Below are 23,379 nucleotides of genomic sequence, written 5' to 3' on the forward strand. Positions count from 1 at the left end.
CATGGCGACCACCCACGCAGCGTCCGTCGTCGACGGCGCACCTCCGGCCTCCGCAGCCCCCGACCGCCACATGAAGCCTGGTCGGTGGTTCTCCGAGCTGGGCTGGCGGCACCTCGTCGGTGTGATCGCCGTCGTGTATGCGGCCTTCCCGCTCGTCTACGTGCTCTCCGCGTCGCTGTCCGAGAACGGCACGCTCACCGGGTCCAACACCCTGTTCTCCGACGTGAGCACCGCGAACTACGCCGAGCTCGGCACGACGATGTTCTGGACCTGGACGGCGAACACGCTCGTCATCGCGATCGTCACGTCGGTCGGGACGGTCCTCATGGGCGCCGCCGCGGCCTACGCGTTCTCGCGCTTCCGGTTCGCCGGGAGACGGGCCGGGCTCACGTCCCTGCTCATCATCCAGATGTTCCCGCAGATGCTCGCGTTCGTGGCGATCTTCCTGCTGCTCCTCGGCCTGGGGGACGTGGTCCCCGCGCTCGGGCTCAACAGCAAGCTCGCGCTCGTCGCCGTCTACCTCGGCGGAGCCCTCGGCGTGAACACGTTCCTCATGTACGGGTTCTTCAACACCGTCCCGCGCGAGCTCGACGAGGCGGCGAAGATCGACGGCGCCACGCACGCCCAGATCTACTGGACGATCATCCTGCGGCTCGTCGCCCCGATCCTCGCCGTCGTCGCGCTGCTGTCCTTCATCAGCACGTTCGGCGAGTTCATCGTGGCGCGCATCGTCCTGACGTCGGAGGCGAACTGGACCCTCGCCGTCGGCCTCTACGGCTGGGTGTCGTCGCTGCGCGAGGCGAACTGGGGGCTGTTCACCGCGGGCGCCGTCATCTCGGCCCTGCCCGTGCTCGCCCTGTTCCTCTACCTGCAGAAGTACATCGTCGGCGGCCTCACCGCCGGATCGGTGAAGGGCTGACCGCGTGCCGCACGACACCGTGCCGCACGACACCCTGCCGCACGACGGGGTGCCGGTGGTGGCCGCGCCGACGGCGCACCACGACGGCTCCGCGCTCTACGTGCCGGAGGGGACGCCGTCGCTGGGTGACACCGTCCCGGTGCGCGTCCGCGTCCCCCGGGGGGCGGGCGTGCGGGACGTGTGGCTGCGCACGGTCCGCGACGGCGAGCCCCGGCTCGCGCCCGCCCGGCTGGACCGCTCGGACGAGCACGAGGACTGGTACGTCGCCGACGTCCGCGTGCACAACCCCGTGACGCCCTACCGGTTCTTCCTCGACACCCCCGGCGCGGACGGCGCGAGCGGCTACCGCTGGCTCAACGGGCGCGGCGAGCACGAGCGCGACGTGCCCGACGCCGCGGACTTCCGGCTCACCGTGCACGACCCCGCCCCGGCGTGGATGTCCGACGGCGTGGTGTACCAGGTCTTCCCCGACCGGTTCGCGCGCTCTCGGGCCGCGGGGGAACGCGAGCTGCCGGGCTGGGCGACGCCGGCCGCCTGGGACGACGAGCCCCACGGTGCGGGCCCCGACGTGGGGACGCAGTACTACGGCGGCGACCTCGCCGGCGTCGAGGAACGCCTCGACCACCTCGTGGCGCTCGGTGTCTCCACGCTCTACACGACGCCGGTCTTCCCGGGCCGTTCGAACCACCGGTACGACGCGAGCACGTTCGACCGCGTCGACCCCCTGCTCGGCGGCGACGCCGCCTACGCGTCCCTCATCCGTGCCGCGCACGCGCGCGGTCTGCGCGTCATGGGCGACCTCACGACGAACCACACGGGCGTCGGGCACGAGTGGTTCTCGCGCGCGCTCGCGGACCCCGCCGCGCCGGAGCGCGACTTCTACTACTGGACCGACGGCGAGCCGGGGTACGTCGGCTGGCTCGAGCACGCGTCGCTGCCCAAGCTCTCCTACGGCTCCGCCGAGCTCGCGTCCCGCATGATCGACGGTCCGGGGTCGGTGGTCGGCCGCTACCTGCGCGAGCCGTTCGGTCTCGACGGCTGGCGCATCGACGTCGCCAACATGACGGGCCGCCACGGCGCCGAGGACCGCACGCTCGACGTCGCGCGCACGCTGCGCGCGACGATGGCGGCCGTCAGCCCCGACGCCGCGCTCGTCGCCGAGCACTTCCACGACGCGACGGGCGACCTCGACGGCGACGGCTGGCACGCGACCATGAACTATGCGGCGTTCACGCGCCCGGTGTGGACGTGGTTGTCGCCCGCGGGGTCGTCGGTGCCGTACCTCGGGCTGCCCGTGCGCACCCCGCGCCGCGGCGGTCGGTCCGTGGTGCAGACGATGCGCGACTTCGACGCCGTCCACCCGTGGCGCGTCACCGCGGCGCAGTGGAACATGCTCGGCTCGCACGACACGCCGCGCCTGCGTTCGATCGTCGGCTCGCGCGAGCTCGTCGAGGTCGCCGCCACGCTCCTGCTCACCTACCCGGGCACCCCCGTCGTGTTCGCGGGGGACGAGGTCGGGCTCACCGGTCTCAACGGCGAGCACGCGCGCGCCACCATGCCGTGGGACGACGCCGTCACGGGCGCGGGTCGCTGGGACGGTGCGACGTTCGACCTGTTCCGCTCGCTCGTCGCGGTCCGTCGCGGCTCCCACGCCCTGCGGTCGGGCGGGATGCGCTGGGTCCACGTGGACGACGACGCGCTCGTCTTCCTGCGCGAGACCGCGCACGAGCGCGTGCTCGTCGCCGTCGCCCGGGCGCCCTGGCCCGGGGTCCGGCTCCACCCCGCGGTGGTCGCCGGCGCGCGCGACGCCGAGCGGCTGCACGGCGACCTCGACCTCGACGTCGTGCCCGACGGCGCGTGGCGGCTCGCGGGCGACGGCCCCGCCGTCGGGGTCTGGCGTCTGCACTGACGTCGGGCGCCGATCGCGCGCGGCGTAGGCGGCGGCCTCCCGGGCGGCCTCCCGGCGGTTTCGGGGCGGCTTCCCGGCGGCTGCGACCCGTGGCAGGATCGCGGGCGTGACCGTCGAGCGCCTCGCGATCCTCTCGGACGTCCACGGAAACCTGTCCGCTCTCGACGCGGTCCTCGCGGACGCCGCGGGCCGGGGCGTGACCCAGGTGCTCAACCTCGGCGACATGGTCGGCAAGGGGCCGCGGGGCAGCGCCGTCGTCGACCGCTGCCGCGCCGCGTGCAGCGTGAACGTGCGCGGCAACTGGGAGGACTTCCTGCCGGGGGTCGCCGACGACGGTCTCCCCGAGCACGTGTGGTGGCGCGACGAGCTCCGCCCCGACCAGCGCGACTGGGCCCGCACCCTCCCGCTGAGCCACGACCTCCTCGTCAGCGGCCGGCGCCTGAGGCTCCTCCACGCGACCGCGGCGTCCCTGCACGCCAAGCTCTTCCGCCGGCACACGCCGCACGAGGCCGCGGCCATGTTCGACCCCACCGACCTCACCGGGCCCGGACCGACGCCCGACCTCGTCGGCTACGGCGACACGCACGACGCCTACGTCGAGACCGACGCCGGGCGCACCCTGTTCAACGTCGGCAGCGTCGGCAACCCGCTCGACGAGCCCACGCCCGTCTACGCCGTCGTCGAGGGCGTGCTCGGCTCGCCCGAGCGCGCGCCCCTCGCCCTCCAGCTCGTGCGCGTGCCCTACGACGTCGAGGCGGAGATCGCCGTCGCGCACGCGCTCGGCATGCCGCGGGCCGACGCGTGGGAGCGCGAGCTGCGCACCGCCGTCTGGCGCGGACACGCCACCTGACCACCGGCGACACGCCCTCGCTACGCTGGGCCCGTGCAGACGTTCGAGCAGGGCGCGTTCGACTCCTCCGTGGTCGGGACCGTGCCGCGCCCCGCCCCCGGAGAGGAGGGCACGGCGTCGTACACCGACGCCGACACCGAGCGCTGGTTCGTCGAGTCGCCCAAGTCGAAGGCGCGCACGCCGTTCGAGCGCGACCGCGCCCGCCTCGTGCACTCCTCGGCGCTGCGCCGCCTCGGCGCCAAGACGCAGGTCCTCGGCCCCGGCAGCGACGACTTCGTCCGCACCCGCCTCACCCACACGCTCGAGGTCGCGCAGGTGGGCCGAGAGATCGGCAAGGCGCTCGGCTGCGACCCCGACGTCGTCGACACCGCGTGCCTCGCGCACGACCTCGGGCACCCGCCCTTCGGGCACAACGGCGAGCGGGCGCTCGCGGACCTCGCCGTGGACGTCGGCGGGTTCGAGGGCAACGCGCAGACGCTGCGCCTGCTGACCCGCCTGGAGCCGAAGGTCGTGACCGACGACGGTCGCGCCGTCGGGCTCAACCTCACCCGCGCGAGCCTCGACGCGAGCGTGAAGTACCCGTGGGGGCCGGGGGAGGGCCCGGCGCACGCCGACGGACGGCCCACCCACAAGTTCGGCGTCTACGCGGACGACCGCCCCGTGTTCGACTGGCTCCGCGCCGGCGCCCCCCGGCACGTGAAGTGCCTCGAGGCGCAGGTCATGGACCTCGCGGACGACGTGTCGTACTCGGTGCACGACGTCGAGGACGCGGTCGTCGGCGGGCGGATCGAGCTCGCCGTGCTCGACGACGCCGACGAGCGCGAGCGGGTGGTCCGTGCCGTGCACGCCTGGTACGGCACCGCGCTGGACGCGGCCGAGCTCGACGCCGCGATCACGCGGCTGCAGGGCACCGGGCACCTCGTCACCGGGTTCGACGGGTCGCGACCCGCGCTCGCCGCGCTCAAGGACGCCACGAGCCAGCTCATCGGCCGGTTCACCGGGGCCGCGCAGGACGCGACGCGCGCCGTCTACGGCGACGGCCCGCTGACGCGCTACGCCGCCCGTCTCGTCGTGCCCGACGAGACGGTCGCCGAGATCCTCGTCCTCAAGGGCATCGCCGTCGCGTACGTCATGGCGCCGCGCGAGCAGGAGCCGCTCTACCAGCGTCAGCGCGAGGTCATCGCGGACCTCGTCCACGTGCTCGCCGACCGCGCACCCCTCGCGCTCGAGCCGTCCTTCGCGGCGGACTGGCGGGCCGCGGCCGACGACGCCGCGCGCCTGCGCGTCGTCGTCGACCAGGTGGCGGCGCTCACCGACGTCTCGGCGATGCAGCTCCACGCGCGGCTCGTGCGCCCGCCGTCCTGAACCCGTCGTCCCTGACCTCGTCTCCTCAGCCGTCGGCGTGCTCCGCGAGCCACGCGTCGCTCGCGCGCTGGACGTCCGCGGCCGTCACGGATCCCGCGACGGTGACGAAGTACCAGCGGTGCCCGAACGGGTCGCGCACCGCCGCCTGCCGGAAGCCCTCGAACCAGTCGCCGGGCTCGGCGAGGCTCGTCGCGCCCGCGCCGACCGCCCGCGCGTACGCGGCGTCGGTGTCCTCGACGGGGACGGAGAACGACGCGTGGGTGGGCGCGCCGGGCTCCGGGGCGACCGAGTCGGGCGGGAACGCCTCGGCGACGGTGAACGTCGAGGTGCCCGCCGCCGACCTCAGGCGCAGGTCGGAGTGGATCACGGCGTCGCCGGCGGTGACGACGTCGACCACCTCCGCCCCGAGGGCCGCCTCGTAGAACGCGATCGCGTCGCGCGCTCCCGTCACCGTCACGTTGGGGTGCAGCGCCGACATCTCCATGGTGTCCTCCTCGGTGGACCGCCCGCAGGCGCCGGGACGTCCCCGGCAGGACCATGGTCGTGTCGGCGGGCCGTGCCAGTCTTGGAGGAATGCGACAGGTGTTCGAACGAGGGCCGTCGGGAGCGCGGGAGACGACGTCGCGGCACGGGCTGGTCGACCCTGCCCGGGCCCGGCGCGGTTTCACCCTCGACCGGCTGCCCGCGGCCCCGGACCTCGCCGACCTCGTCGAGCGGCACTGGGTCGTACGGTGGGACGTGCCGCCGGGGGAGTCGTTCACGCAGACTCTCGTGCCGCACCCCGTCGCCAACCTCGTCGCGGAGGCGTCCGGGTACGCCGCGCACGGCATCCCGCCGGGCCTGTTCGACCGCACCCTCACCGGGACCGGCGCCGTGCTCGGGACCAAGCTGCGGCCGGGCGCGTTCCGCGTCCTCGCCGGGTCCGACGACGCGCTGCGCCCCGGCGCCCTCGTCCCCGCGGCGGCGTTCCTCGGTCCGACGGCGCCCGCCACCGGGCGCTCGGCCCTCACCCTCGTCCGGGAGCACCGGGACGACGAGGCGGTGCGCGTGGTCGAGCCGCTGCTGCGCGAGCGCGCACGCGTCGTGCGCACCGCGCGCACCGTGCGCGACCTCGCGCGCGTGCAGGACGTCATGGCCGCCGTCGTCGGCGGAACGCTCGGTCCGGGCGCGACGGTACGGGACCTCGCGGACCTCGTCGGCACGACCCCGCGGTCGCTCCAGAGGCTCTTCGCCGCGACGGTCGGCGTGAGCCCCAAGTGGGTGCTGCGCCGGCACCGCGTCCACGTCGCGGCGGACCGTCTCGCCGCCGACCCCGGGCAGGACCTCGCGGCGCTCGCCACCGCGGTCGGGTATTACGACCAGGCTCATCTCGGCACCGACTTCGCCCGCGTCACCGGCACCACGCCGGCCGCCTACGCCCGCCGGTGCGCGGCGTCCCGGGAGGCCCTCAGGACCGCGGTCGGGGCATAGACTCGGCACGTGGCAGGCCTGATCCGACGCGAGGACGTGGACGCCGTCCGCGACCGCGCACGGATCGACGAGATCGTCTCCGCGCACGTCACCCTCAAGCCCGCGGGCGTCGGCTCGCTCAAGGGGCTGTGCCCCTTCCACGACGAGCGCTCGCCGTCGTTCCACGTCCGCCCCGGGGTGGGCCGCTGGCACTGCTTCGGGTGCGGCGAGGGCGGCGACGTCATCTCGTTCGTGCAGAAGGTCGACGGGCTGACGTTCACCGAGGCCGTCGAGTACCTCGCGGACCGGGCCGGCGTCCAGCTCCGCTACGAGGAGTCCGGCCGCGGCGGCGGCGCACCTCGCCCCCGCGAGGAGCCCGGTCGTCGCCAGCGGCTCCTCGAGGCGCACCGCGTCGCGGCGCAGTACTTCGCCGAGCAGCTCGTCGGCCCCGGTGCGGGCGCCGCGCGCGCGTTCCTCGCCGAGCGCAGCTTCGACCGGGCCGACGCGGAGCGGTTCGGCGTCGGGTACGCCCCCACGGGTTGGGACAACCTGCAACGGCACCTCCAGGGGCGCGGGTTCACGCAGGCCGAGCTCGTCGCGTCGGGCCTCATGAGCCAGGGGCAGCGCGGCATCTACGACCGGTTCCGCGGCCGCCTCGTGTGGCCCATCCGCGACGTCACGGGCGAGGTCGTCGGCTTCGGCGCCCGCCGCCTGTACGACGAGGACCAGGGGCCGAAGTACCTCAACACGCCCGAGACCACGCTCTACAAGAAGTCGCACGTGCTGTACGGCATCGACCTCGCCAAGCGGGAGATCGCGAAGCAGAAGCGGGTTGTCGTCGTCGAGGGGTACACGGACGTCATGGCGGCCCACCTGTCGGGCGTCACGACGGCGGTCGCCACGTGCGGCACGGCCTTCGGCACCGACCACGCCCGCATCGTGCGCCGCCTCCTGGGGGACACGACGGCGGGCGGCGGCCTCCAGCTCGCGTCCGGCACGTCGCTGGGCGGCGAGGTGATCTTCACGTTCGACGGCGACGCCGCGGGGCAGAAGGCCGCCGTGCGCGCGTTCGGCGAGGACCAGCGTTTCTACGCCCAGACCTTCGTCGCCGTCGAGGGCGGCGGCATGGACCCGTGCGAGCTGCGCATGGCGCGCGGGCCCGACGCGGTCCGTGCCCTCGTGGACGGGCGGCAGCCGCTGTTCGAGTTCGTCATCCGCACCACGCTCGCCGGATTCGACCTCGACACGGCCGAGGGCCGCGTCGGCGCCCTGCGCGCCGCAGCGCCCATCGTCGCGGGCATCCGCGACGCCGCGCTGCGTCCCGAGTACGCCAGGCTCCTCGCCGGGTGGATCGGCACCGACACCGACCGGGTGCGCCGCGAGGTCGCGAACGCGAGCCGCCGCACCACGCCCGGTCCAGTGCGGCCCACCCGGCCCGGCACGGACGACGGCGCCCCGGCCGGAGGGCCCGACGCCGCGCCGTCGGCCCCCGAGCTCCCGGCACCCGACCCGCGGGACCCCGTGGCGCGGCGCGAGCGCCTCGCGCTCGTCGCCGTCCTGCAGTACCCGCAGCACGTCCCGCCCGTCTTCGACACGCTCGACGAGGGCGCGTTCGCCGTGCCCGCGTGGCAGGCCGTGCACGCCGCGATCCGCGCGGCCGGGGGAGTGCGCGACGGCGCGGCCCTGGGTCCGGGACGCTGGGTCGAGGCCGTCGCGGAGCAGGCCGCGGAGCCCGTGCGCGCGCTCGTCACCCAGCTCGCCGTCGCGCCGCTGCCCGAGGACCGCGAGAGCGTGCTCGGCGGCTACGTCGCCGGGGTGGTGCGCGGTCTCGTCGACCTCGGCCTCACGCGCCGCATCGCCGACGCGAAGAGCCACCTCCAACGGCTCGACCCGTCCGCCGACGCGACCGGCTACCAGGACGCCTTCGCCCGGCTGCTCGGGCTCGAGGCCGAGCGTCGCACGCTCCGCGAGGCCGACATCGCCTGAGGCCGTCGAGCGACCGTGCCGGGACCGGACGAGGCCGACCCCGGGAACGACGAAGCCGGACCGACGAGGACGTCGATCCGGCTGTCGTGCAATGTCGCACCTGGGCTCCCGCGGTAGGACTTGAACCTACGACCGTCCGATTAACAGTCGGATGCTCTGCCAGCTGAGCTACGCGGGACCGTCGGCTGCCACGGCGTTCACCGTGTCGGCCGGGGAAAACTCTAGCAGGCTCAGAGGGGTAGTCCGGACGCCGCCCGGACCCGTCCCTCGGCCGCGTCGACACGGGCAGCGACCTCGGGGTCGTCGAGGTCCACGCCGGGCTCCGTCACCACCTGGGAGAACAGCGCGCCGTCGGGCCCGCGTCGCACGGCGACCCGTGCGGCGCGCCCGGCGTCGAACGTCACGGTCTCCGACAGGACCACCGAGGACTGCACCCGCTCGCGCAGCGTCGCGACCAGGGAGGAACGTCGCGCGTCGACCAGGCGGAGCGCGAGCGGGGGAGAGCCGTCCACCCACGTCACGGTGATGGTCGACGTCTCGGGCGCGTAGGACGCCCGGTCGACGTCCGACCACGGACGCTCGGAGGCGCCGTCGTCCCGGTCGCTCGTCATGAGCGAGGAGCGCGTGGCGACGGCCCACCCGCCGTCGTCCAGCTCGGCGGTCGCGAGCACCCGGTCGCCCGGGGGCAGGTCGAGCGAACGACGCACGTCGTCGGGGAGCGCGGGGCGGCGGAACCAGGACACGTCCCCACGGTAGCCCGTGCCGCGGCGCAGGCCGGGCACGTCGGAGGTCCGGCGGTATGCTCGCGGCGCGCCCCGTTAGCTCAGCCGGTCAGAGCAGGAGACTCATAATCTCTCGGTCGCGGGTTCAAGTCCTGCACGGGGCACCGGTCGTCGGCCTGGAGCCGCTCACGCGGTGACGGGTGCGGCGTCTCCGTCGAGGTCGCGCACGCGGCGGGCGGGGACGCCGACGTAGAGACCGTCGGGCTCGGTGTCGGCGGTCACGACGGCGCCGGCGCCGAGCACGCATCCCGGCGCGACGGTCACGCCGGGGAGGATCGTCACGCCCGACCCGACCCAGCACCCGTCGCCGATGGTCACGGGTGCCGTCACCCAGGGTCCGCCGCGCGACGCGCGCGGGCCGACGTCGTGGGTGGCGGTGAGGATGCGCACGTGGTCCGCGATGCCGACCCCGGCCCCGATGCGGACCTCGGCCGCCGTGTCGACGTAGACGTGGTGGTTGATCCACGTGCCGTCGCCGATGGTGAGCGGTCCGTCGTGGCTCACGAAGAAGCCCGTCGCGACGTCGGCGTCCCCCTCGAAGGTCACGCCGGCACGGCGCAGCACGCGCAACCGGGTCGCGCGGCGCAGCAGCGGGACGTTGGCGAGCGCCACGAGGGTCTCTCTCCTGCGGGATCGCGCCATGGCGCCCAGTGTGCCGAGGAGCGGGGTCCGCTGTCAGCGTCCGGGCGGACGATTCACCCGCGGAGCGCCGCGGAGCGCTCGGGCGCCTGGACGGGCCGCCCCTCTCCCAGGTCGGGTCCTCGGCGCAGGTCGCGGTCGAGCGCGCGACGCAGCCGCGGGCCGAACGGGCGCTCGACCAGCCGGTGGATCGCGAGGGCGAGCAGCAGGCAGGTCGCGCTCGCGAGGGCGAGCGTCGCCCAGCCCGGCAACGACGTGTGCACGGACTCGATGACCCACCGCCCCCAGGAGGAGTGCACGAGGTAGAGCGGGTACGTGAGCGCGCCGAGCGCCGTCGGCCAGCCCCACGACAGGTGACGCAGCGGGGTGAGGACCGCGGCGGCGACGATGACGAAGCACAGGACGATCGCCGTCCAGTACGTCGCCGGACCGAGCGCGAGGTCGGTGCTGTTCTCGATCCGTACCGCCTGGATGCGGCCGGAGTGCGCGGCGGCGAGCGCGACGTCGAGCCCGAGCGCGAGCCACAGGGCGGGCGAGCGCGGCTCGCGCGTGAGCATGAAGAGCACCATGCCGCCCGCGAAGAGGGGAGCGTCGGCGGCGACGAGCACGTTCGCGAGGAGGTCGGAGCCGGTCTGCGTCGCGACGGCACCGGCGACCGGCCACAGCGTGACGAACGCGAGGAGCCTGCCCCGGGTGAGGCCCACCGCGAGGAGGAGCCCGACGAGGACGTAGAAGCGCAGCTCGGACCAGAGTGTCCAGTAGACGGCCTCGACGTCCTCGATCCCGAACGCCCGCTGCACCATGGTGAGGTTCATGACCGCCTGCGGCAGGTCGACGTCCCGCCGTCCGGGCATGACGACGACCAGGAGCAGCAGCGTCACGAGGACGGCCGCCCAGTAGGCGGGGAAGAGGCGCCCGGCCCGCGAGGCGACGAAGCCGCGCACGTCGCGACCCCAGGCGGTCATGAGGATGACGAAGCCGCTGATCACGAAGAAGAGCTGGACGCCGAACGACCCGAACGCGGCCACCTGCTGGACCCCCGGCATCACCTCGCTGGTGCGCCCGCCCCAGGCGTGGTGGTTGACGGCGACGAAGTGGTAGAGGAGCACCGCTGCTGCTGCCGCGAAACGGAGCCCGTCGAGGGCCACGAGGCGCGAGGGTGTCGGTGACGTCTGCTCGGACATCTGCGCGACGTTACCAAAACGTGATCAACGCGCCCTGTCGACGGCCCACGACGTGCGACGAGCCCCGGCTGCTGCCAGGGTGTCCGGGCCGGACGACCCGGCGGGCGCCCCGGCGCCCCGAGCGGAGGAGGACCAGTGGCATCGAGCATGAGCTCGGCAGGCAAGTCGGGGGCGCGCAGCGCCCGGAGCAGCAAGACGCTCGAGATGCTGGCACGCGCCGGCTACGCCGTGAGCGGCGTGCTGCACCTCGTCGTGGGCGTGCTCGCCGTCCAGGTGGCGACCGGGTCGGCGTCGAGCGAGGAGGCGAGCCAGACGGGTGCGCTCGCCGCCATCGCCGAGACGCCGGGTGGATCGGCGCTCCTGTGGTTCGCCGTCGTCGCGTTCGCGGCGCTCGGCCTGTGGCAGCTCACCGTCGCGCTCAGCGGCTCCCCGAAGACGTCCGACCGCCTGAAGGCCGTCGGCAAGGCCCTCGTCTACCTCGCGCTCGGCGCGCTCGCCGTGCAGGTCGTGACCGGCGCGTCGAGCGGGTCCGGCCAGGAGGAGAGCTTCACCGCCCGCCTCATGCAGAACCCGGGCGGCGTGCTCGTCGTCGGCGCGGTCGGCGTCGGGATCGTCGTCGCCGGCGTCTACCACGTCGTCAAGGGCTGGAAGAAGAAGTTTCTCCAGGACCTGCGCGGCGGGACGGGCGGCACCGTCGGCACCGCCGTCGTCCAGCTCGGCCGCGTCGGCTACATCGCCAAGGGGGTCGCGCTCGGCGTCCTCGGCGCCCTGTTCGTCGTGGCCGCCGTGCAGAACGACCCCGAGCAGGCCGGAGGCCTCGACGCCGCCTTCGCGACCGTCGCCGCGCAGCCCTTCGGGACCGCACTCCTCGTCGCCATCGGGCTCGGCTTCGCCGCCTACGGGCTCTACTCGTTCGCCCGGGCGCGGTACGCCCGGATGTGACGCGCACCCTGCGGCGGCGCCCCAGCACGGGCGCCGCCGCAGCGCGTCGGCGTGGAAGAATGCGGGCATGGCGATGAGAGAGATCCGCACCATCCCGGACCCCGTGCTCCGCACCCCCTGCGACGAGATCACCACGATCGACGAGCGCGTCCGCTCGCTCGTCGCCGACCTCGTCGAGACCGTGGACCACGAGGGCCGGGCCGGGCTCGCCGCCAACCAGATCGGCGTGAACCTGCGCGCGTTCTCCTGGAACATCGACGACGAGATTGGGTACGTGCTCAACCCGCGGATCGTCGAGCTCTCCGACGACTACCAGGACGGCGACGAGGGCTGCCTCTCGGTCCCCGACCTGTGGTACCCGACCCGCCGCGCCTGGTACGCCCGCGTCGTCGGGACCGACCTCGACGGCAACGAGGTCGTCGTGGAAGGTACCGAGCTCATGGCCCGCTGCCTCCAGCACGAGTGCGACCACCTCGACGGCATGCTCTACCTCGACCGCCTCGACCGGTCGGTCCGCAAGAAGGCGATGCGCGCCCTGCGCGAGCACCTCTGACACCGGCGGGCGTCCCCGCCCGACCCGTTTCCCGGCACGCGGGCGCGGATCCCTCGCGCGACGCCGCGACGTCGGGCAAGATGAGCACGAGACACGCCGCGACACGCTGTGCCACCACCCTCGGTGAGGACGTTGGGGAAGACGGAACCTCGACCTAGGGAGGCAGACATGGCCGGTGCCATCACCCGCGGTGTTCTTTACGTGCACTCAGCACCGCGTGCTCTGTGCCCGCACATGGAGTGGGCGGCGGGCAACGTCCTCGGCGTGCGCGTCGCCCTGGACTGGACCGAGCAGCCCGCGGCGCGCGGACTGTACCGGGCCGAGCACTCGTGGCAGGGCGCGCAGGGAACGGGCGCGCGGCTCGCGTCCGCGCTGCGCGGCTGGTCCCACCTGCGGTACGAGGTCACCGAGGAGCCGAGCCACGGCGTCGACGGCGGCCGCTGGTCGCACACGCCCGACCTCGGGATCTTCCACGCCGCGACCGACGTGCACGGCAACATCGTCGTACCCGAGGACCGGGTCCGGGCCGCGCTCGACCAGGCCCAGGACCCCCGGGCGATGCGCGACGCGCTGCACCTCGCCCTCGGCAAGGCGTGGGACGACGAGCTCGAGCCGTTCCGCTACGCCGGCGCCGGCGCCCCCGTGCGCTGGCTGCACCGCGTGGGCTGAGCGGACACCGCACGACGGCGCGAGGCCGCCTCCCCAGGTCGGGGGAGGCGGCCTCGTCGCGTGCGGGCGGCGGAACCGTCAGGCGTTCGTCACCGCGAGCGCCACGTTGTGACCACCGAAGCCGAACGAGTTGTTGATCGCGACGACGTCGCCCGTGGGCAGCGGCGAGGGGGTGTCGCGCACCAGCGGGACCTGGAGCTCCGGGTCGGGGTTGGCCACGTTGATCGTCGGCGGGGCGAGCCGCTCCGCCACGGCTTTGATCGTGAAGATCGACTCCAGCGCGCCCGCACCACCGAGCAGGTGACCCGTCATCGACTTCGTCGCCGAGAGCTGGACGTGGTCGGCGTCGTCCCCGAGGAGCGACCGGATCGACCGGGTCTCGGTGAGGTCGCCGACCTTGGTCGACGTCGCGTGCGCGTTGACGTGCACCACGTCCCGACCGGTCGCGCCCGCCTCCTCCAGCGCACGCCGCATCGCGGCGACCTGACCGCGACCGTCGGGGTCGGGCGACGTGATGTGGTAGGCGTCGGCCGACAGGCCGACGCCGGCGATCCGCGCGTACACGCGCGCCCCGCGGGCGGCTGCGTGCTCCGCGCTCTCCAGCACGACGACGCCCGCGCCCTCGCCGAGCACGAACCCGTCACGGTCGACGTCGTACGGGCGGGACGCGCCCTGCGGGTCGTCGTTGCGCAGCGACAGCGTGCGCGACGCGGCGAACGCCGCGACCGGCATCGGGTGGATGGTCGCCTCGGTGCCGCCCGCGACGACGACGTCCGCGCGGCCGGCGCGGATCATGTCGACGCCGTAGCCGATCGCCTCCGCGCCGGAGGCGCACGCCGAGACCAGCGCGTGCGCGCCGGCGCGGGCGCCGAGCTCCAGCGAGACGTACGCGGTGGGGGAGTTCGGCATGAGCATGGGCACCGTCATCGGGAGCATGCGGCGGGCGCCGCGCTCGCGCAGCGTGTCCCAGCCGTCGAGCGTGGTCCAGATGCCGCCGATGCCCGACGACACGACGGTGCCGAGGCGGTCGCCGTCGACCTCGGGGGTGCCCGCGTCGGCCCAGGCCTCGCGGGCAGCGATGATCGCGTACTGCGTCGAGGGGTCCATGCGCTTGATCTCGGGGCGCGCGAGGACCTCCTCGGGCTTGACCTTGATCGTCGCGGCGAAGGTCACGGGGATCTCGTAGCGCTCGGACCAGTCGTTGTCGAGCGTGCGCGCCCCGGACTCGCCGGCGAGCGCCGCCGCCCACGTCGTGGGCACGTCCCCGCCGAGCGGCGTGGTGGCGCCGAGGCCGGTGACGACGACTTCAGGGACGGCAGACATGGGGAGCTCCTCGAGGGGTGGTCGGTCGACGTGGGGACGGACGGGTCGGCGGGGTGCCGCCGACCCGTCCGCGCTGCCTGCCGCGGCAGGCGGGTGCTCAGGCCTGGGCGCCCGTGATGTACGAGACGGCGTCGCCGACCGTGGTGAGGTTCTTGACCTCCTCGTCCGGGATGCGGACCCCGAACTTGTCCTCGGCGTGCGTGACGATCGTCATCATCGAGAGGGAGTCGATGTCGAGGTCGTCCGTGAAGGACTTCTCGAGCGCGACGGCGTCGGTGGGCAGACCCGTCTCCTCGGCGACGATCTCCGCGAGGCCGGCGAGGACTTCCTGCTCGGTGTAAGCCATGGTTTCTCCTTGTCGTGGGGCCGGGGTGCCGGTCCCTGTGGCGGGTGCTCGGGACGGGCCCGAACGGTGCTGCGGTACTCGGTGGGACGTGCGCCGCCCGCGGGCGACGTGCCGTCCGGGGGTGATTCTTCCCTACGGGAGGACGACGACCTGCGCCGCGTAGACGAGACCGGCGCCGAAGCCGATCTGCAGGGCGAGATCTCCGGAGCGGACCTGCCCCTCGTCGAGGAGGCGCCGGGTCGCGAGCGGGATCGACGCGGCGGACGTGTTGCCCGTCTCGGCGATGTCGCGGGCGACCGCGACGGTGTCGGGGAGCTGGAGCTGCTTGATCATCTGGTCGATGATCCGCATGTTGGCCTGGTGCGGGACGAACGCCTGGACGTCCGACGGCGCGACCCCGGCCTCCGCCATCGCCTTCGCCGCGACGGGAGCCATCTGGAAGCTCGCCCACTTGAAGACGCTCTGGCCGTCCTGGCGCAGGGTGGGCCAGCCCAGGGACGGGTCCTCGCGCAGGTCCGACCAGGCGTGCGTCTGGCGGATCGCCTGCGCCTTCCCGCCGTCGGAGCCCCACACGGTCGGGCCGATCCCGGGGGTGTCGGAGGGGCCGACGATCGCCGCGCCCGCCCCGTCGCCGAGGAGGAACGAGATGGACCGGTCCGTCGGGTCGACGAAGTCGCTCATCTTCTCGGCGCCGACGACGAGCACGTGGCGTGCCGCGCCGGAGCGCACGAGGGCGTCGGCCTGCGCGATCGCGTAGGTGTACCCGGCGCACGCGGCGGACACGTCGAACGCGGCGGCGGGCGTGGCGCCGAGGCGTTCGGCGAGCACCGCTGCGGCGGCCGGGGTCTGGTGGAAGTAGGTGACCGTGGAGACGATCACGGCGTCCACGTCGGCGCCCTGCAGGCCCGCGCGCTCGAGCGCGTCGCGCGCCGCAGCCTCGGACAGGTCGAGCACGTCGACGTCCGCGCCCGCGCGCCGGCGCGTGACGATCCCGGTGCGCTGGCGGATCCACTCGTCGGAGGAGTCGATGGGCCCGGCGAGCTCGTCGTTCGTCACGACGTGCTCGCCCCGCACGCCGCCGATCGCCAGGATGCGGGAGTGCGCGGGGCCCGTGGCCTGGCGCAGGGTCGCGCGGCTCACGCGCCTTCCCCGCCCGTGGCCCCGGCCGCGACCGAGTGGCGGGCGATCAGGTCGCGCGCCTTGTCGACGTCCGCGGGCGACTTCACGGCGACGGTCTCCACACCGGGCAGCGTGCGCCGGGCCAGGCCCGTGAGCACGCCGCCGGGGGCGAGCTCGAGGACGCCGGTGACGCCGAGGTCCGCCAGCGTCTCCTGGCACAGGTCCCAGCGCACGGGGGCGGCGATCTGCGCCGTGAGGCGGCGCACCACGTCGCGGGCCTTGCCGTGCTCGCTGCCCTCCACGTCGATGCGCCCGTACGGCTCGCCGTCGGCGTTCGACAGGAACGGCAGCGCCGGGTCCCGCACGTCCCAGCCCGCGGCGACCGGTTCGAACTGCTCGAGCGCGCTCGCCATGAAGGGCGTGTGGAACGCGCCCGCGACCTGCAGCGGGATGACGCGTGCCTTCGCAGGCGGGGTCTCGGCGAGGGTGAGCAGGTGCTCGAGGGCGCCCGCGGCGACGACCTGGCCGCCGCCGTTGACGTTCGCCGGCCACAGGCCGGCGCCCTCGATCGCGGTGAGGACCTCCTCGGCGTCGCCGCCGACGACGGCGCTCATCCCGCTGGGGTTCGCCGCCGCAGCACGGGCCATGAACCGCGCGCGGTGGGACACGAGCCCGACGGCGCCCGCGTCGTCGAGCACGCCCGCGACGGCCGCCGCGGCGAGCTCCCCGACGGAGTGCCCCGCGGTGACGTCGACGACGTCCGTGGCCGCGCGCCCGTCGAGGATCTCGCGCAGCGCCACGAGGGACGCCGCCACGATGAGCGGCTGCGCGACGGCGGTGTCACGGATCGTGTCCGCGTCCGCGGTGGTGCCGTGCGCGAGGAGGTCGGTCTCGGCGGCGGCGCCGAAGGCGGCGATCCGGTCGGAGACTCCGGGCAGCTCGAGCCAGGGGGCGAGCATTCCGGGGGACTGGGAGCCCTGTCCAGGGCACAGAACGGCGAGCACCCGTCAACTGTGCCAATCCCGACCCCGGGCGCCACGTCACGACGCGCACGAACCTTGGTCGGGGCGTTTGTGCCGAACCTCCAAAGTGCTCTCCGCGCCGACGGGCCGGGCGGGTCCGGTCGGGTCCGGGAGGCGTCCGCGTGCGTCCGCGTGCGTCCGCGTGCGTCAGCGCGCGTCGGAGAGCTGGCCGAGCGCGAGGGCGATCTGGAGCACGAACGACTCGCGCGCGTCGAGCGGGTCCCACCCGGTGATCTCCGACACCTTGCGCAGCCGGTACCGGACCGTGTTCGGGTGGACGTACAGGGTGCGCGCCGCCGCCTCCAGCGACCGCCCGGTGCCCAGGTAGGCGGAGAGGGTCTCGAGGACCGAGCCCGTCGCCTCCGCGAGCGGCCGGTACGCCTGCACCACGAGCGTGCGCCGCGCCGTCGTGTCGCCCGTGAGCACCCTCTCCGGCAGGAGGTCGTCGGCGAGCACGGGACGCGGGGCCTGCGGCCAGGCGGGGGCGGCGCGCAGCGCGGCCAGCGCGGCCTGCGCGGAACGGCCCGCCTCCTCCAGGCCCGCGACCGTCGGTCCGATGACCACCGGGCCTGGACCGAACCGCGGCAGCAGGGACGCGGCCGCCGCCTGGAGGTCGCCCTCCCCGCCGAGCACGAGGACGAGCCGGTCGCCGTGGATCCCGACGAGCGCGTCTCCCGCCGCGCGCCGCGTCGCCCGGCGCAGCTCCGCCGTCCGGACCTCGTCGAGGTGCGCGGCCGTCGTCCCGGCCACGACGAGCGTGGACCCGCGCCCGCCCCAGCCGAGGGCGGACACGCGCGACCGCAGCGAGTCGTCCCCGTCCCCGCGCACGAGGGCGTCCACGACGAGCGCCTCGAGCCGCGCGTCCCACGCACCGCGGACCTCGGCCGCACGGGCGTAGACCTCCGCGGCGGAGAACGCGACCTCGCGCGAGTAGCGCAGCACCGCCTCGCGCAGGTCGCGCTCGCCACCGGGCGCGGCGAGACGGTCGGAGTGCGCCTCGACGACCTCGACGACGATGCGCACGAGCTGGAGGGTGTTCTGCAGCGAGATCGAGCGGGTGAGCTCGGGCGGCGCGGCGGCGAAGATCTCGCTCACGCCGTGCGGCGGTGCCTGCGGGTCGGCGTACCACGACACGAACGCCGTGATGCCGGACTGGGCGACGAGCCCGACGTACGACCGGTCCTCCGCGGGGAGCTCGCGGTACCAGGGGATCTCGTCGTCGAGGCGCCGCAGCGCCGCGGCCATGAGCAGGCCGCTGCCGTCGCGCAGCCGCTGGAGGTTGTCCGGGTTGCCCGACCCGCCCGAGGTGCGGGGGCGGCCGGAGGCGGGGGTGGAGGTCGCCGTCACCCGGCGAGCATACGGGCCGGGTTGTGGACAGTCCACAAACCCCGGAGCGGGCGCGGCGCCCCGGGCGGTCGGACGCCGACGGGAGGGTGTGCCCACGGCGGAGCGGCTAGGGTCGGTGCATGGCTCTCATGCCCCGTCTGCGCCAGCTCATGCGACGCCCCGCCTCCGCCTCGACCGTGGGCGCGCGTCGCCCCCGCGCGGGTGAGCGGCGCGGGGACACCGTCCACGAGGACGCCCTGCGCGCCATGCTCGTCGACGACCCGAACGACGAACGCGCGTTCGGCGCCCTCGCCGAGCTCGTCCGCCGCCGCGCCGCCGAGGCGCACACCGACCAGGACCCGCTCGCCGCCCCGCCCGACGACCAGGAGAAGCAGCGCGCCGCCGACCTGGCCGTGTGGGCGCTCGCCGAGGAGCTCGCCGGCCACCCCAAGGGCTGGTACCCGCTCGTCGAGCTCGGCCGGCTCTCCCTCGACGACGACCAGGAGGCCGCGCTGCGCCGCTTCGCCACGGCGGCCGAGCGGGAGGGCACCGGGCGCGCCCTCGCCCGGGGCATGGAGGTGCTGCGGGAGGCCGGCCTGCCGCAGGAGGCGCTCGGGCTCGGCGTCGGGCACTGGCGCGCCCGCGAGCACGACCCGGAGGTGGGCCGCCAGCTCGTCCTCGCGGCGATCGAGGCCGACCGCGTCCTGGAGGCGCGCCAGCACCTCGCCTCGCTCGTCGACCTGGGCGACCCGCGCGCCGTCGCGCCGCTGCGCGTCGAGCTGGAGCGCGCCGTCGCGCAGGCCGAGCAGCACCGCGCCGGGACGTGACCCGCGGGACCTGAGCCCGGGACCGGCAGAGCGGACCACCCGACGACGACGGCGGCCCACCTCCTCGGAGGTGGGCCGCCGTCGTCGTGCTCTGGTGGAGGAGAGGTCAGGACTCTCCGCCGGCGTTGCCGGACGTGCCGGCCGTGACGTCCATGAGGCGGTACTTCTCGATCGCCTTCGCCGACGCGTCCGCGGGGACCTTGCCCTGGCGGGCGAGGGCCTGCAGCGTGCGCACGACGACGGACGGGCCGTCGATCTTGAAGTGGCGGCGGGCCGCGGCGCGCGTGTCGGAGAAGCCGAAGCCGTCCGCGCCGAGCACCTCGTAGTCGCCGGGGACCCACTTGCGGATCTGGTCGGGCACGAGGTGGTCGTAGTCGCTCGTCGCGACGAACGGACCCTCGGCACCCTGCAGCTTCGCGGTGACGTACGGCGTGCGGACCTCGGCCGCCGGGTCGAGGAACGCGGCCTGGTCGGCGGCGAGCGCGTCACGACGCAGCTCGTTCCAGCTCGTCACGCTCCACACGTCGGCCGAGACGCCCCAGTCCTCCTTGAGGAGCTGCTGGGCCTCGAGCGCCCACGGCACGCCCACGCCCGAGGCGAGGAGCTGCGCCTTGGGGCCCTCGGCGTCGGACACCGACAGGCGGTGGATGCCACGCAGGATGCCCTCCACGTCGACGTCCTCCGGCTCGGCCGGCTGCACCATCGGCTCGTTGTACACCGTGAGGTAGTACATGACGTTCTGGTCCCGGCCGTCGGACCCGTCGCCGTACATGCGCTCCAGACCGTCGCGCACGATGTGCCGGATCTCGTAGCCGTACGCCGGGTCGTACTGCACCATCGCGGTGTTGGTCCCCGCGAGCAGCGGCGAGTGGCCGTCCGCGTGCTGCAGGCCCTCGCCCGTGAGCGTCGTGCGACCCGCCGTGGCGCCGATGATGAAGCCGCGCGTGAGCTGGTCGCCCGCCGCCCAGAACTGGTCGCCGGTGCGCTGGAAGCCGAACATCGAGTAGAAGATGTAGACCGGCACCATGACCTCGCCCTGCGTGGCGTACGAGGTGCCGACGGCCTGGAACGCGGCGGCCGAGCCGGCCTCGTTGATGCCGGTGTGCATGATCTGCCCGGCCTCGGACTCCTTGTAGCTCAGCATGAGCTCACGGTCCACGGCGAGGTAGTTCTGCCCCTGGGTGTTGAAGATCTTCGCGGACGGGAAGATCGAGTCCAGGCCGAACGTGCGCGCCTCGTCCGGGATGATCGGGACGATGCGCTTGCCGAACTCCTTGTCCTTGATGAGGTCCTTGAGCAGGCGCACGAAGGCCATCGTGGAGGCGATCTCCTGCTGGCCCGAGCCCTTCTTGAGGATCTCGTAGGTCTTCTCGCCCGGCAGCGTCACCGGCGCCGGCCTCGAGCGCCGCTCCGGCACGAACCCGCCGAGCTGGCGACGGCGGTCCAGCAGGTACTGGATCTCCGGCGCGTCCGCCCCCGGGTGGTAGTACGGCGGCTCGTACGGGCTCGCCTCGAGCTCCTCGTCGGTGATGGGGATGCGCAGCGAGTCGCGCAGCGTCTTGAGGTCGGCGAGGTTGACCTTCTTCATCTGGTGCGTCGCGTTGCGGCCCGCGAACGTCGACCCGAGGCCGTAGCCCTTGACCGTGTGCGCGAGGATCACGGTCGGCTGACCCGTGTGCGCGCGCGCCGCCGAGTACGCCGCGTACAGCTTGCGGTAGTCGTGGCCGCCGCGCTTGAGGTTCCAGATGTCGTCGTCGGTCATGTTCTCGACGAGCTGCTTCGTGCGCGGGTCGCGACCGAAGAAGTGCTCGCGGATGAACGCGCCGTCCTCGGCCCGGTACGTCTGGTAGTCGCCGTCCGGCGTGACGTTCATGAGGTTGACCAGGGCGCGGTCCTTGTCCGCGTTGAGCAGGACGTCCCACTCGCGGCCCCAGATGACCTTGATGACGTTCCAGCCCGCGCCGCGGAACTGCGCCTCGAGCTCCTGGATGATCTTGCCGTTGCCGCGCACCGGGCCGTCCAGGCGCTGCAGGTTGCAGTTCACGACGAACGTCAGGTTGTCCAGGCCCTGCTGCGCCGCGAGCTGGAGCATGCCGCGCGACTCGGGCTCGTCCATCTCGCCGTCGCCGAGGAACGCCCACACGTCCTGCTGGCTCGTGTCCTTGATGCCACGGTTGTGGAGGTACTTGTCCGTCCACGCCTGGTAGATCGCGCTCGCCGGGCCGAGGCCCATCGAGACCGTCGGGTACTCCCAGAAGTCCGGCATGAGCCGCGGGTGCGGGTAGGACGGCAGGCCGCCCGCGGGGTGGGACTTCTCCTGGCGGAAGCCGTCGAGCTGGTCCGCCGACAGGCGACCCTCGAGGAACGCGCGGGCGTAGACGCCGGGGGAGGCGTGCCCCTGGAAGTAGACCTGGTCGCCGCCGCCCGGGTGGTCCTTGCCGCGGAAGAAGTGGTTCAGGCCCACCTCGTACAGCGTCGCCACCGACGCGTAGGAGGAGATGTGCCCACCGACCCCGATGCCCGGGCGCTGCGCGCGCGTCACCATGACGGCCGCGTTCCAGCGGATCCACGAGCGGTACCGGCGCTCGAGCGCCTCGTCGCCGGGGAAGTACGGCTCCTCGTGCACGCCGATCGTGTTCACGTAGGGCGTGGCGAAGGAGGTCGGGATCGCGACGTTGCGCTCCCGGGCCCTCTTGAGCAGGTTCAGCAGGACATAGCGGGCCCGGGGGCCCCCGCGGTCGTCGATCAGGCCGTCGAGGGACTCGACCCACTCGCCGGTCTCGGCGGGGTCGATGTCCGGTACCTGGCTGAGCAGGCCGTTGATCAGCGGTCCGGTCTCGTCGTACGAAGCCACCAGCAACCTCATATCTCGTCGGATGCCGGACGTCGGTCGCGCGGTACACGCCGTCGTCCGTCTCGGAGCCACTCCGGGCGCGCGGCCACGGCCGCTGGTGGCGACCGCGCCCCATCACGAGACCAGGGTGGTCTCCCCATTGTGTTCTCCCCGGCGCGTGAAGTCACACCAACCAGTGGTCAAGAAGGCGTGATTTCCGCGACACGCGGACGGCGGGCGTCCACCGGGCCTCTCCCGCGCCACCACGCGTCCGCCACCGCGTCCTTGCCAAGCACCGCACCGTGCGGTGGGCTACCTTTGCCAGACACGGCACGCGGTGGTGCGCCACCTGCCGGCCGGTCCGCAGCGCGGGCCGGTGACGCGGACGGACGAGGAAAGGAACGGCACGACTGTGACGGACACCGCAGGATCCCGCGGCGTGGACCGCCTGGGGTTCGCGCCCGGGAACGTGGTCCAGGAGTTCGGCTGGGCGGAGGACGTCGACGACGGCCTGCGCGCCGACGTGGAGGAGGTCGTCGGCGGCGAGCTCGTCGACGAGGAGTACGGCGACGTCACCGACGGCGTGATCGTGTGGTGGCGCGAGGACGACGGCGACCTCACGGACACGCTCGTCGACGTGCAGACGGTCCTCGACGACGGCGGGATCATCTGGATCCTCACGCCCAAGCCCGGCCGTCCGGGTCACGTCGGCCACAACGACATCCAGGAGGCCGCGACGACCGCCGGCCTCCACGCGACGAGCACGTTCTCGCTCGCCCCGGACTGGTCCGCCACACGGCTCGGCACGCGTGGCCGCGGACGCTGACACCGCCCCGGCCGGCACCACCCCGGCCGGCACCGCCCCGGCCGTCCCCGGTCCGGGCGACCCCGCACCGGACTTCACGCTCCGCGACACCCACGGCACGCCCGTGCACCTCGCGGACCTGCGCGGCGGACCCGTCCTTCTCGTGTTCTACCCGTTCGCGTTCTCCGGCATCTGCACCGGGGAGCTGTGCGAGCTGCGGGACAACATCGAGGACTTCGAGGCGGCGGGCGTCACCGTCCTCGGCATCTCTTGCGACTCCGTGTTCGCGCAGAAGGCCTGGGCCGCCCAGGAGGGCTTCGAGTTCGACCTGCTCTCCGACTTCTGGCCCCACGGGGCGGTCGCACGGGCCTACGGGGTGCTCGACGAGGAGAACGGGCTCGCGCTGCGCGGATCCTTCCTCGTCGACGCCGACGGCGTGGTCCGCTGGTCCGTCGTCAACCCCCGCGGGCAGCGCCGCGACCTCGACGCCTACCACCGCGCGCTCGAGCAGCTCTGACCTCCGGCGACCCG

At 74.1% G+C, this 23,379-nt stretch carries 22 protein-coding genes and 2 tRNA genes; 13 read left to right on the plus strand and 11 right to left on the minus strand.

Features of this window, described 5'->3' with window-relative positions; genetic code table 11:
* Position 1 precedes the first annotated feature (1 nt).
* The 4 genes from LGQ04_RS02530 (at position 2) to LGQ04_RS02545 (ending at position 5,043) form a co-directional block, all read left to right on the plus strand.
* On the plus strand, positions 2 to 919 hold the full coding sequence (locus tag LGQ04_RS02530) for a sugar ABC transporter permease (protein ID WP_372469899.1): 918 nt from the start codon (positions 2 to 4) through the stop codon (positions 917 to 919).
* A gap of 55 nt (positions 920 to 974) precedes the next feature.
* Positions 975 to 2,828: a glycoside hydrolase family 13 protein gene (locus LGQ04_RS02535; RefSeq protein ID WP_372469931.1), complete on the plus strand. Its 1,854-nt coding sequence runs from the start codon at positions 975 to 977 to the stop codon at positions 2,826 to 2,828.
* Between the two features lie 106 nt (positions 2,829 to 2,934).
* Positions 2,935 to 3,678, plus strand: a complete 744-nt coding sequence (locus LGQ04_RS02540; RefSeq protein WP_229241937.1) for a metallophosphoesterase family protein — start codon at positions 2,935 to 2,937, stop codon at positions 3,676 to 3,678.
* A gap of 81 nt (positions 3,679 to 3,759) precedes the next feature.
* Positions 3,760 to 5,043: a deoxyguanosinetriphosphate triphosphohydrolase gene (locus LGQ04_RS02545; protein WP_229242380.1), complete on the plus strand. Its 1,284-nt coding sequence runs from the start codon at positions 3,760 to 3,762 to the stop codon at positions 5,041 to 5,043.
* 25 nt (positions 5,044 to 5,068) lie between these two features.
* On the opposite strand, the gene LGQ04_RS02550 is transcribed toward LGQ04_RS02545, so the two are convergent.
* Complete coding sequence (locus LGQ04_RS02550; RefSeq protein ID WP_229241939.1) at positions 5,069 to 5,527, minus strand: VOC family protein; 459 nt, start codon at positions 5,525 to 5,527, stop codon at positions 5,069 to 5,071.
* A gap of 98 nt (positions 5,528 to 5,625) precedes the next feature.
* Between LGQ04_RS02550 and LGQ04_RS17595 the strand changes: the two genes are divergently transcribed.
* Positions 5,626 to 6,513, plus strand: a complete 888-nt coding sequence (locus LGQ04_RS17595; protein WP_229241941.1) for an AraC family transcriptional regulator — start codon at positions 5,626 to 5,628, stop codon at positions 6,511 to 6,513.
* 9 nt (positions 6,514 to 6,522) lie between these two features.
* The gene (gene dnaG / locus LGQ04_RS02560; RefSeq protein WP_229241942.1) at positions 6,523 to 8,478 is read left to right on the plus strand and encodes a DNA primase; all 1,956 of its coding nucleotides are present in this window, start codon (positions 6,523 to 6,525) and stop codon (positions 8,476 to 8,478) included.
* Positions 8,479 to 8,583: 105 nt separating this feature from the next.
* Here dnaG and LGQ04_RS02565 read toward each other — a convergent pair.
* Both LGQ04_RS02565 and LGQ04_RS02570 read right to left on the minus strand, forming a co-directional pair.
* Positions 8,584 to 8,656 (minus strand) — tRNA-Asn (locus LGQ04_RS02565).
* A gap of 52 nt (positions 8,657 to 8,708) precedes the next feature.
* Positions 8,709 to 9,221: a hypothetical protein gene (locus LGQ04_RS02570; RefSeq protein WP_229241943.1), complete on the minus strand. Its 513-nt coding sequence runs from the start codon at positions 9,219 to 9,221 to the stop codon at positions 8,709 to 8,711.
* 69 nt (positions 9,222 to 9,290) lie between these two features.
* On the opposite strand from LGQ04_RS02570, the gene LGQ04_RS02575 reads away from it, so the two are divergent.
* A tRNA-Ile gene (locus tag LGQ04_RS02575) sits at positions 9,291 to 9,364 on the plus strand.
* A gap of 22 nt (positions 9,365 to 9,386) precedes the next feature.
* On the opposite strand, the gene LGQ04_RS02580 is transcribed toward LGQ04_RS02575, so the two are convergent.
* Together LGQ04_RS02580 and LGQ04_RS02585 are read right to left on the minus strand one after the other, a co-directional pair.
* Positions 9,387 to 9,902, minus strand: coding sequence for an acyltransferase (locus LGQ04_RS02580; protein WP_229241945.1), 516 nt, complete (start codon positions 9,900 to 9,902; stop codon positions 9,387 to 9,389).
* Between the two features lie 53 nt (positions 9,903 to 9,955).
* Positions 9,956 to 11,083, minus strand: a complete 1,128-nt coding sequence (locus LGQ04_RS02585) for an acyltransferase family protein (RefSeq protein WP_229241947.1) — start codon at positions 11,081 to 11,083, stop codon at positions 9,956 to 9,958.
* Between the two features lie 135 nt (positions 11,084 to 11,218).
* On the opposite strand from LGQ04_RS02585, the gene LGQ04_RS02590 reads away from it, so the two are divergent.
* The 3 genes from LGQ04_RS02590 to LGQ04_RS02600 all read left to right on the plus strand — a co-directional run bounded on the left by LGQ04_RS02590 (position 11,219) and on the right by LGQ04_RS02600 (position 13,247).
* A complete protein-coding gene (locus LGQ04_RS02590) occupies positions 11,219 to 12,025 on the plus strand; it encodes a DUF1206 domain-containing protein (protein WP_229241949.1) in 807 nt (268 codons plus the stop codon).
* A gap of 67 nt (positions 12,026 to 12,092) precedes the next feature.
* Complete coding sequence (gene def, locus LGQ04_RS02595; protein ID WP_229241950.1) at positions 12,093 to 12,578, plus strand: peptide deformylase; 486 nt, start codon at positions 12,093 to 12,095, stop codon at positions 12,576 to 12,578.
* A gap of 168 nt (positions 12,579 to 12,746) precedes the next feature.
* Positions 12,747 to 13,247: a DUF3145 domain-containing protein gene (locus LGQ04_RS02600; RefSeq protein ID WP_229241952.1), complete on the plus strand. Its 501-nt coding sequence runs from the start codon at positions 12,747 to 12,749 to the stop codon at positions 13,245 to 13,247.
* A gap of 78 nt (positions 13,248 to 13,325) precedes the next feature.
* Here LGQ04_RS02600 and LGQ04_RS02605 read toward each other — a convergent pair whose 3' ends face one another.
* From LGQ04_RS02605 to LGQ04_RS02625, 5 genes are all read right to left on the minus strand, one after another.
* A complete protein-coding gene (locus LGQ04_RS02605) occupies positions 13,326 to 14,570 on the minus strand; it encodes a beta-ketoacyl-[acyl-carrier-protein] synthase family protein (protein WP_229241954.1) in 1,245 nt (414 codons plus the stop codon).
* Positions 14,571 to 14,667: 97 nt separating this feature from the next.
* Positions 14,668 to 14,916, minus strand: coding sequence for an acyl carrier protein (locus LGQ04_RS02610; RefSeq protein WP_069387563.1), 249 nt, complete (start codon positions 14,914 to 14,916; stop codon positions 14,668 to 14,670).
* 132 nt (positions 14,917 to 15,048) lie between these two features.
* Complete coding sequence (locus tag LGQ04_RS02615) at positions 15,049 to 16,056, minus strand: beta-ketoacyl-ACP synthase III (RefSeq protein ID WP_229241956.1); 1,008 nt, start codon at positions 16,054 to 16,056, stop codon at positions 15,049 to 15,051.
* The gene (locus LGQ04_RS02620; protein ID WP_229241958.1) at positions 16,053 to 17,039 is read right to left on the minus strand and encodes an ACP S-malonyltransferase; all 987 of its coding nucleotides are present in this window, start codon (positions 17,037 to 17,039) and stop codon (positions 16,053 to 16,055) included. The genes LGQ04_RS02615 and LGQ04_RS02620 overlap by 4 nt, the downstream gene beginning before the upstream one ends.
* Positions 17,040 to 17,204: 165 nt before the next feature.
* Positions 17,205 to 18,404, minus strand: coding sequence for a PucR family transcriptional regulator (locus LGQ04_RS02625; protein ID WP_372469902.1), 1,200 nt, complete (start codon positions 18,402 to 18,404; stop codon positions 17,205 to 17,207).
* Positions 18,405 to 18,523: 119 nt separating this feature from the next.
* Here LGQ04_RS02625 and LGQ04_RS02630 point away from each other — a divergent pair, with 119 nt between their 5' ends.
* Entirely contained in the window at positions 18,524 to 19,210 is a 687-nt protein-coding gene (locus tag LGQ04_RS02630; RefSeq protein ID WP_229241960.1) for a hypothetical protein, read from the plus strand.
* A gap of 106 nt (positions 19,211 to 19,316) precedes the next feature.
* On the opposite strand, the gene aceE is transcribed toward LGQ04_RS02630, so the two are convergent.
* Positions 19,317 to 22,064 (minus strand): pyruvate dehydrogenase (acetyl-transferring), homodimeric type, encoded by a 2,748-nt coding sequence (gene aceE, locus LGQ04_RS02635; RefSeq protein ID WP_229241961.1) that lies wholly within the window; start codon positions 22,062 to 22,064, stop codon positions 19,317 to 19,319.
* Positions 22,065 to 22,482: 418 nt separating this feature from the next.
* On the opposite strand from aceE, the gene LGQ04_RS02640 reads away from it, so the two are divergent.
* Together LGQ04_RS02640 and LGQ04_RS02645 are read left to right on the plus strand one after the other, a co-directional pair.
* Positions 22,483 to 22,869: a DUF3052 domain-containing protein gene (locus LGQ04_RS02640; RefSeq protein WP_229241962.1), complete on the plus strand. Its 387-nt coding sequence runs from the start codon at positions 22,483 to 22,485 to the stop codon at positions 22,867 to 22,869.
* Positions 22,853 to 23,365: a peroxiredoxin gene (locus LGQ04_RS02645; protein ID WP_308016333.1), complete on the plus strand. Its 513-nt coding sequence runs from the start codon at positions 22,853 to 22,855 to the stop codon at positions 23,363 to 23,365. Before LGQ04_RS02640 ends, LGQ04_RS02645 begins: the two co-directional genes overlap by 17 nt.
* Positions 23,366 to 23,379 lie beyond the last annotated feature (14 nt).

The sequence above is a fragment of the Cellulosimicrobium marinum genome, assembly GCF_020551945.1.
GTDB lineage: Bacteria > Actinomycetota > Actinomycetes > Actinomycetales > Cellulomonadaceae > Cellulosimicrobium > Cellulosimicrobium marinum.

Coding starts and splice junctions, on each gene's coding strand:
- LGQ04_RS02530 (WP_372469899.1), top strand. CDS start 2: ATGGCGACCACCCACGCAGCGTCCGTCGTCGACGGCGCACCTCCGGCC.
- LGQ04_RS02550 (WP_229241939.1), bottom strand. CDS start 5,527: ATGGAGATGTCGGCGCTGCACCCCAACGTGACGGTGACGGGAGCGCGC.
- LGQ04_RS02580 (WP_229241945.1), bottom strand. CDS start 9,902: ATGGCGCGATCCCGCAGGAGAGAGACCCTCGTGGCGCTCGCCAACGTC.
- LGQ04_RS02585 (WP_229241947.1), bottom strand. CDS start 11,083: ATGTCCGAGCAGACGTCACCGACACCCTCGCGCCTCGTGGCCCTCGAC.
- def (WP_229241950.1), top strand. CDS start 12,093: ATGGCGATGAGAGAGATCCGCACCATCCCGGACCCCGTGCTCCGCACC.
- LGQ04_RS02600 (WP_229241952.1), top strand. CDS start 12,747: ATGGCCGGTGCCATCACCCGCGGTGTTCTTTACGTGCACTCAGCACCG.
- LGQ04_RS02605 (WP_229241954.1), bottom strand. CDS start 14,570: ATGTCTGCCGTCCCTGAAGTCGTCGTCACCGGCCTCGGCGCCACCACG.
- LGQ04_RS02610 (WP_069387563.1), bottom strand. CDS start 14,916: ATGGCTTACACCGAGCAGGAAGTCCTCGCCGGCCTCGCGGAGATCGTC.
- LGQ04_RS02630 (WP_229241960.1), top strand. CDS start 18,524: ATGGCTCTCATGCCCCGTCTGCGCCAGCTCATGCGACGCCCCGCCTCC.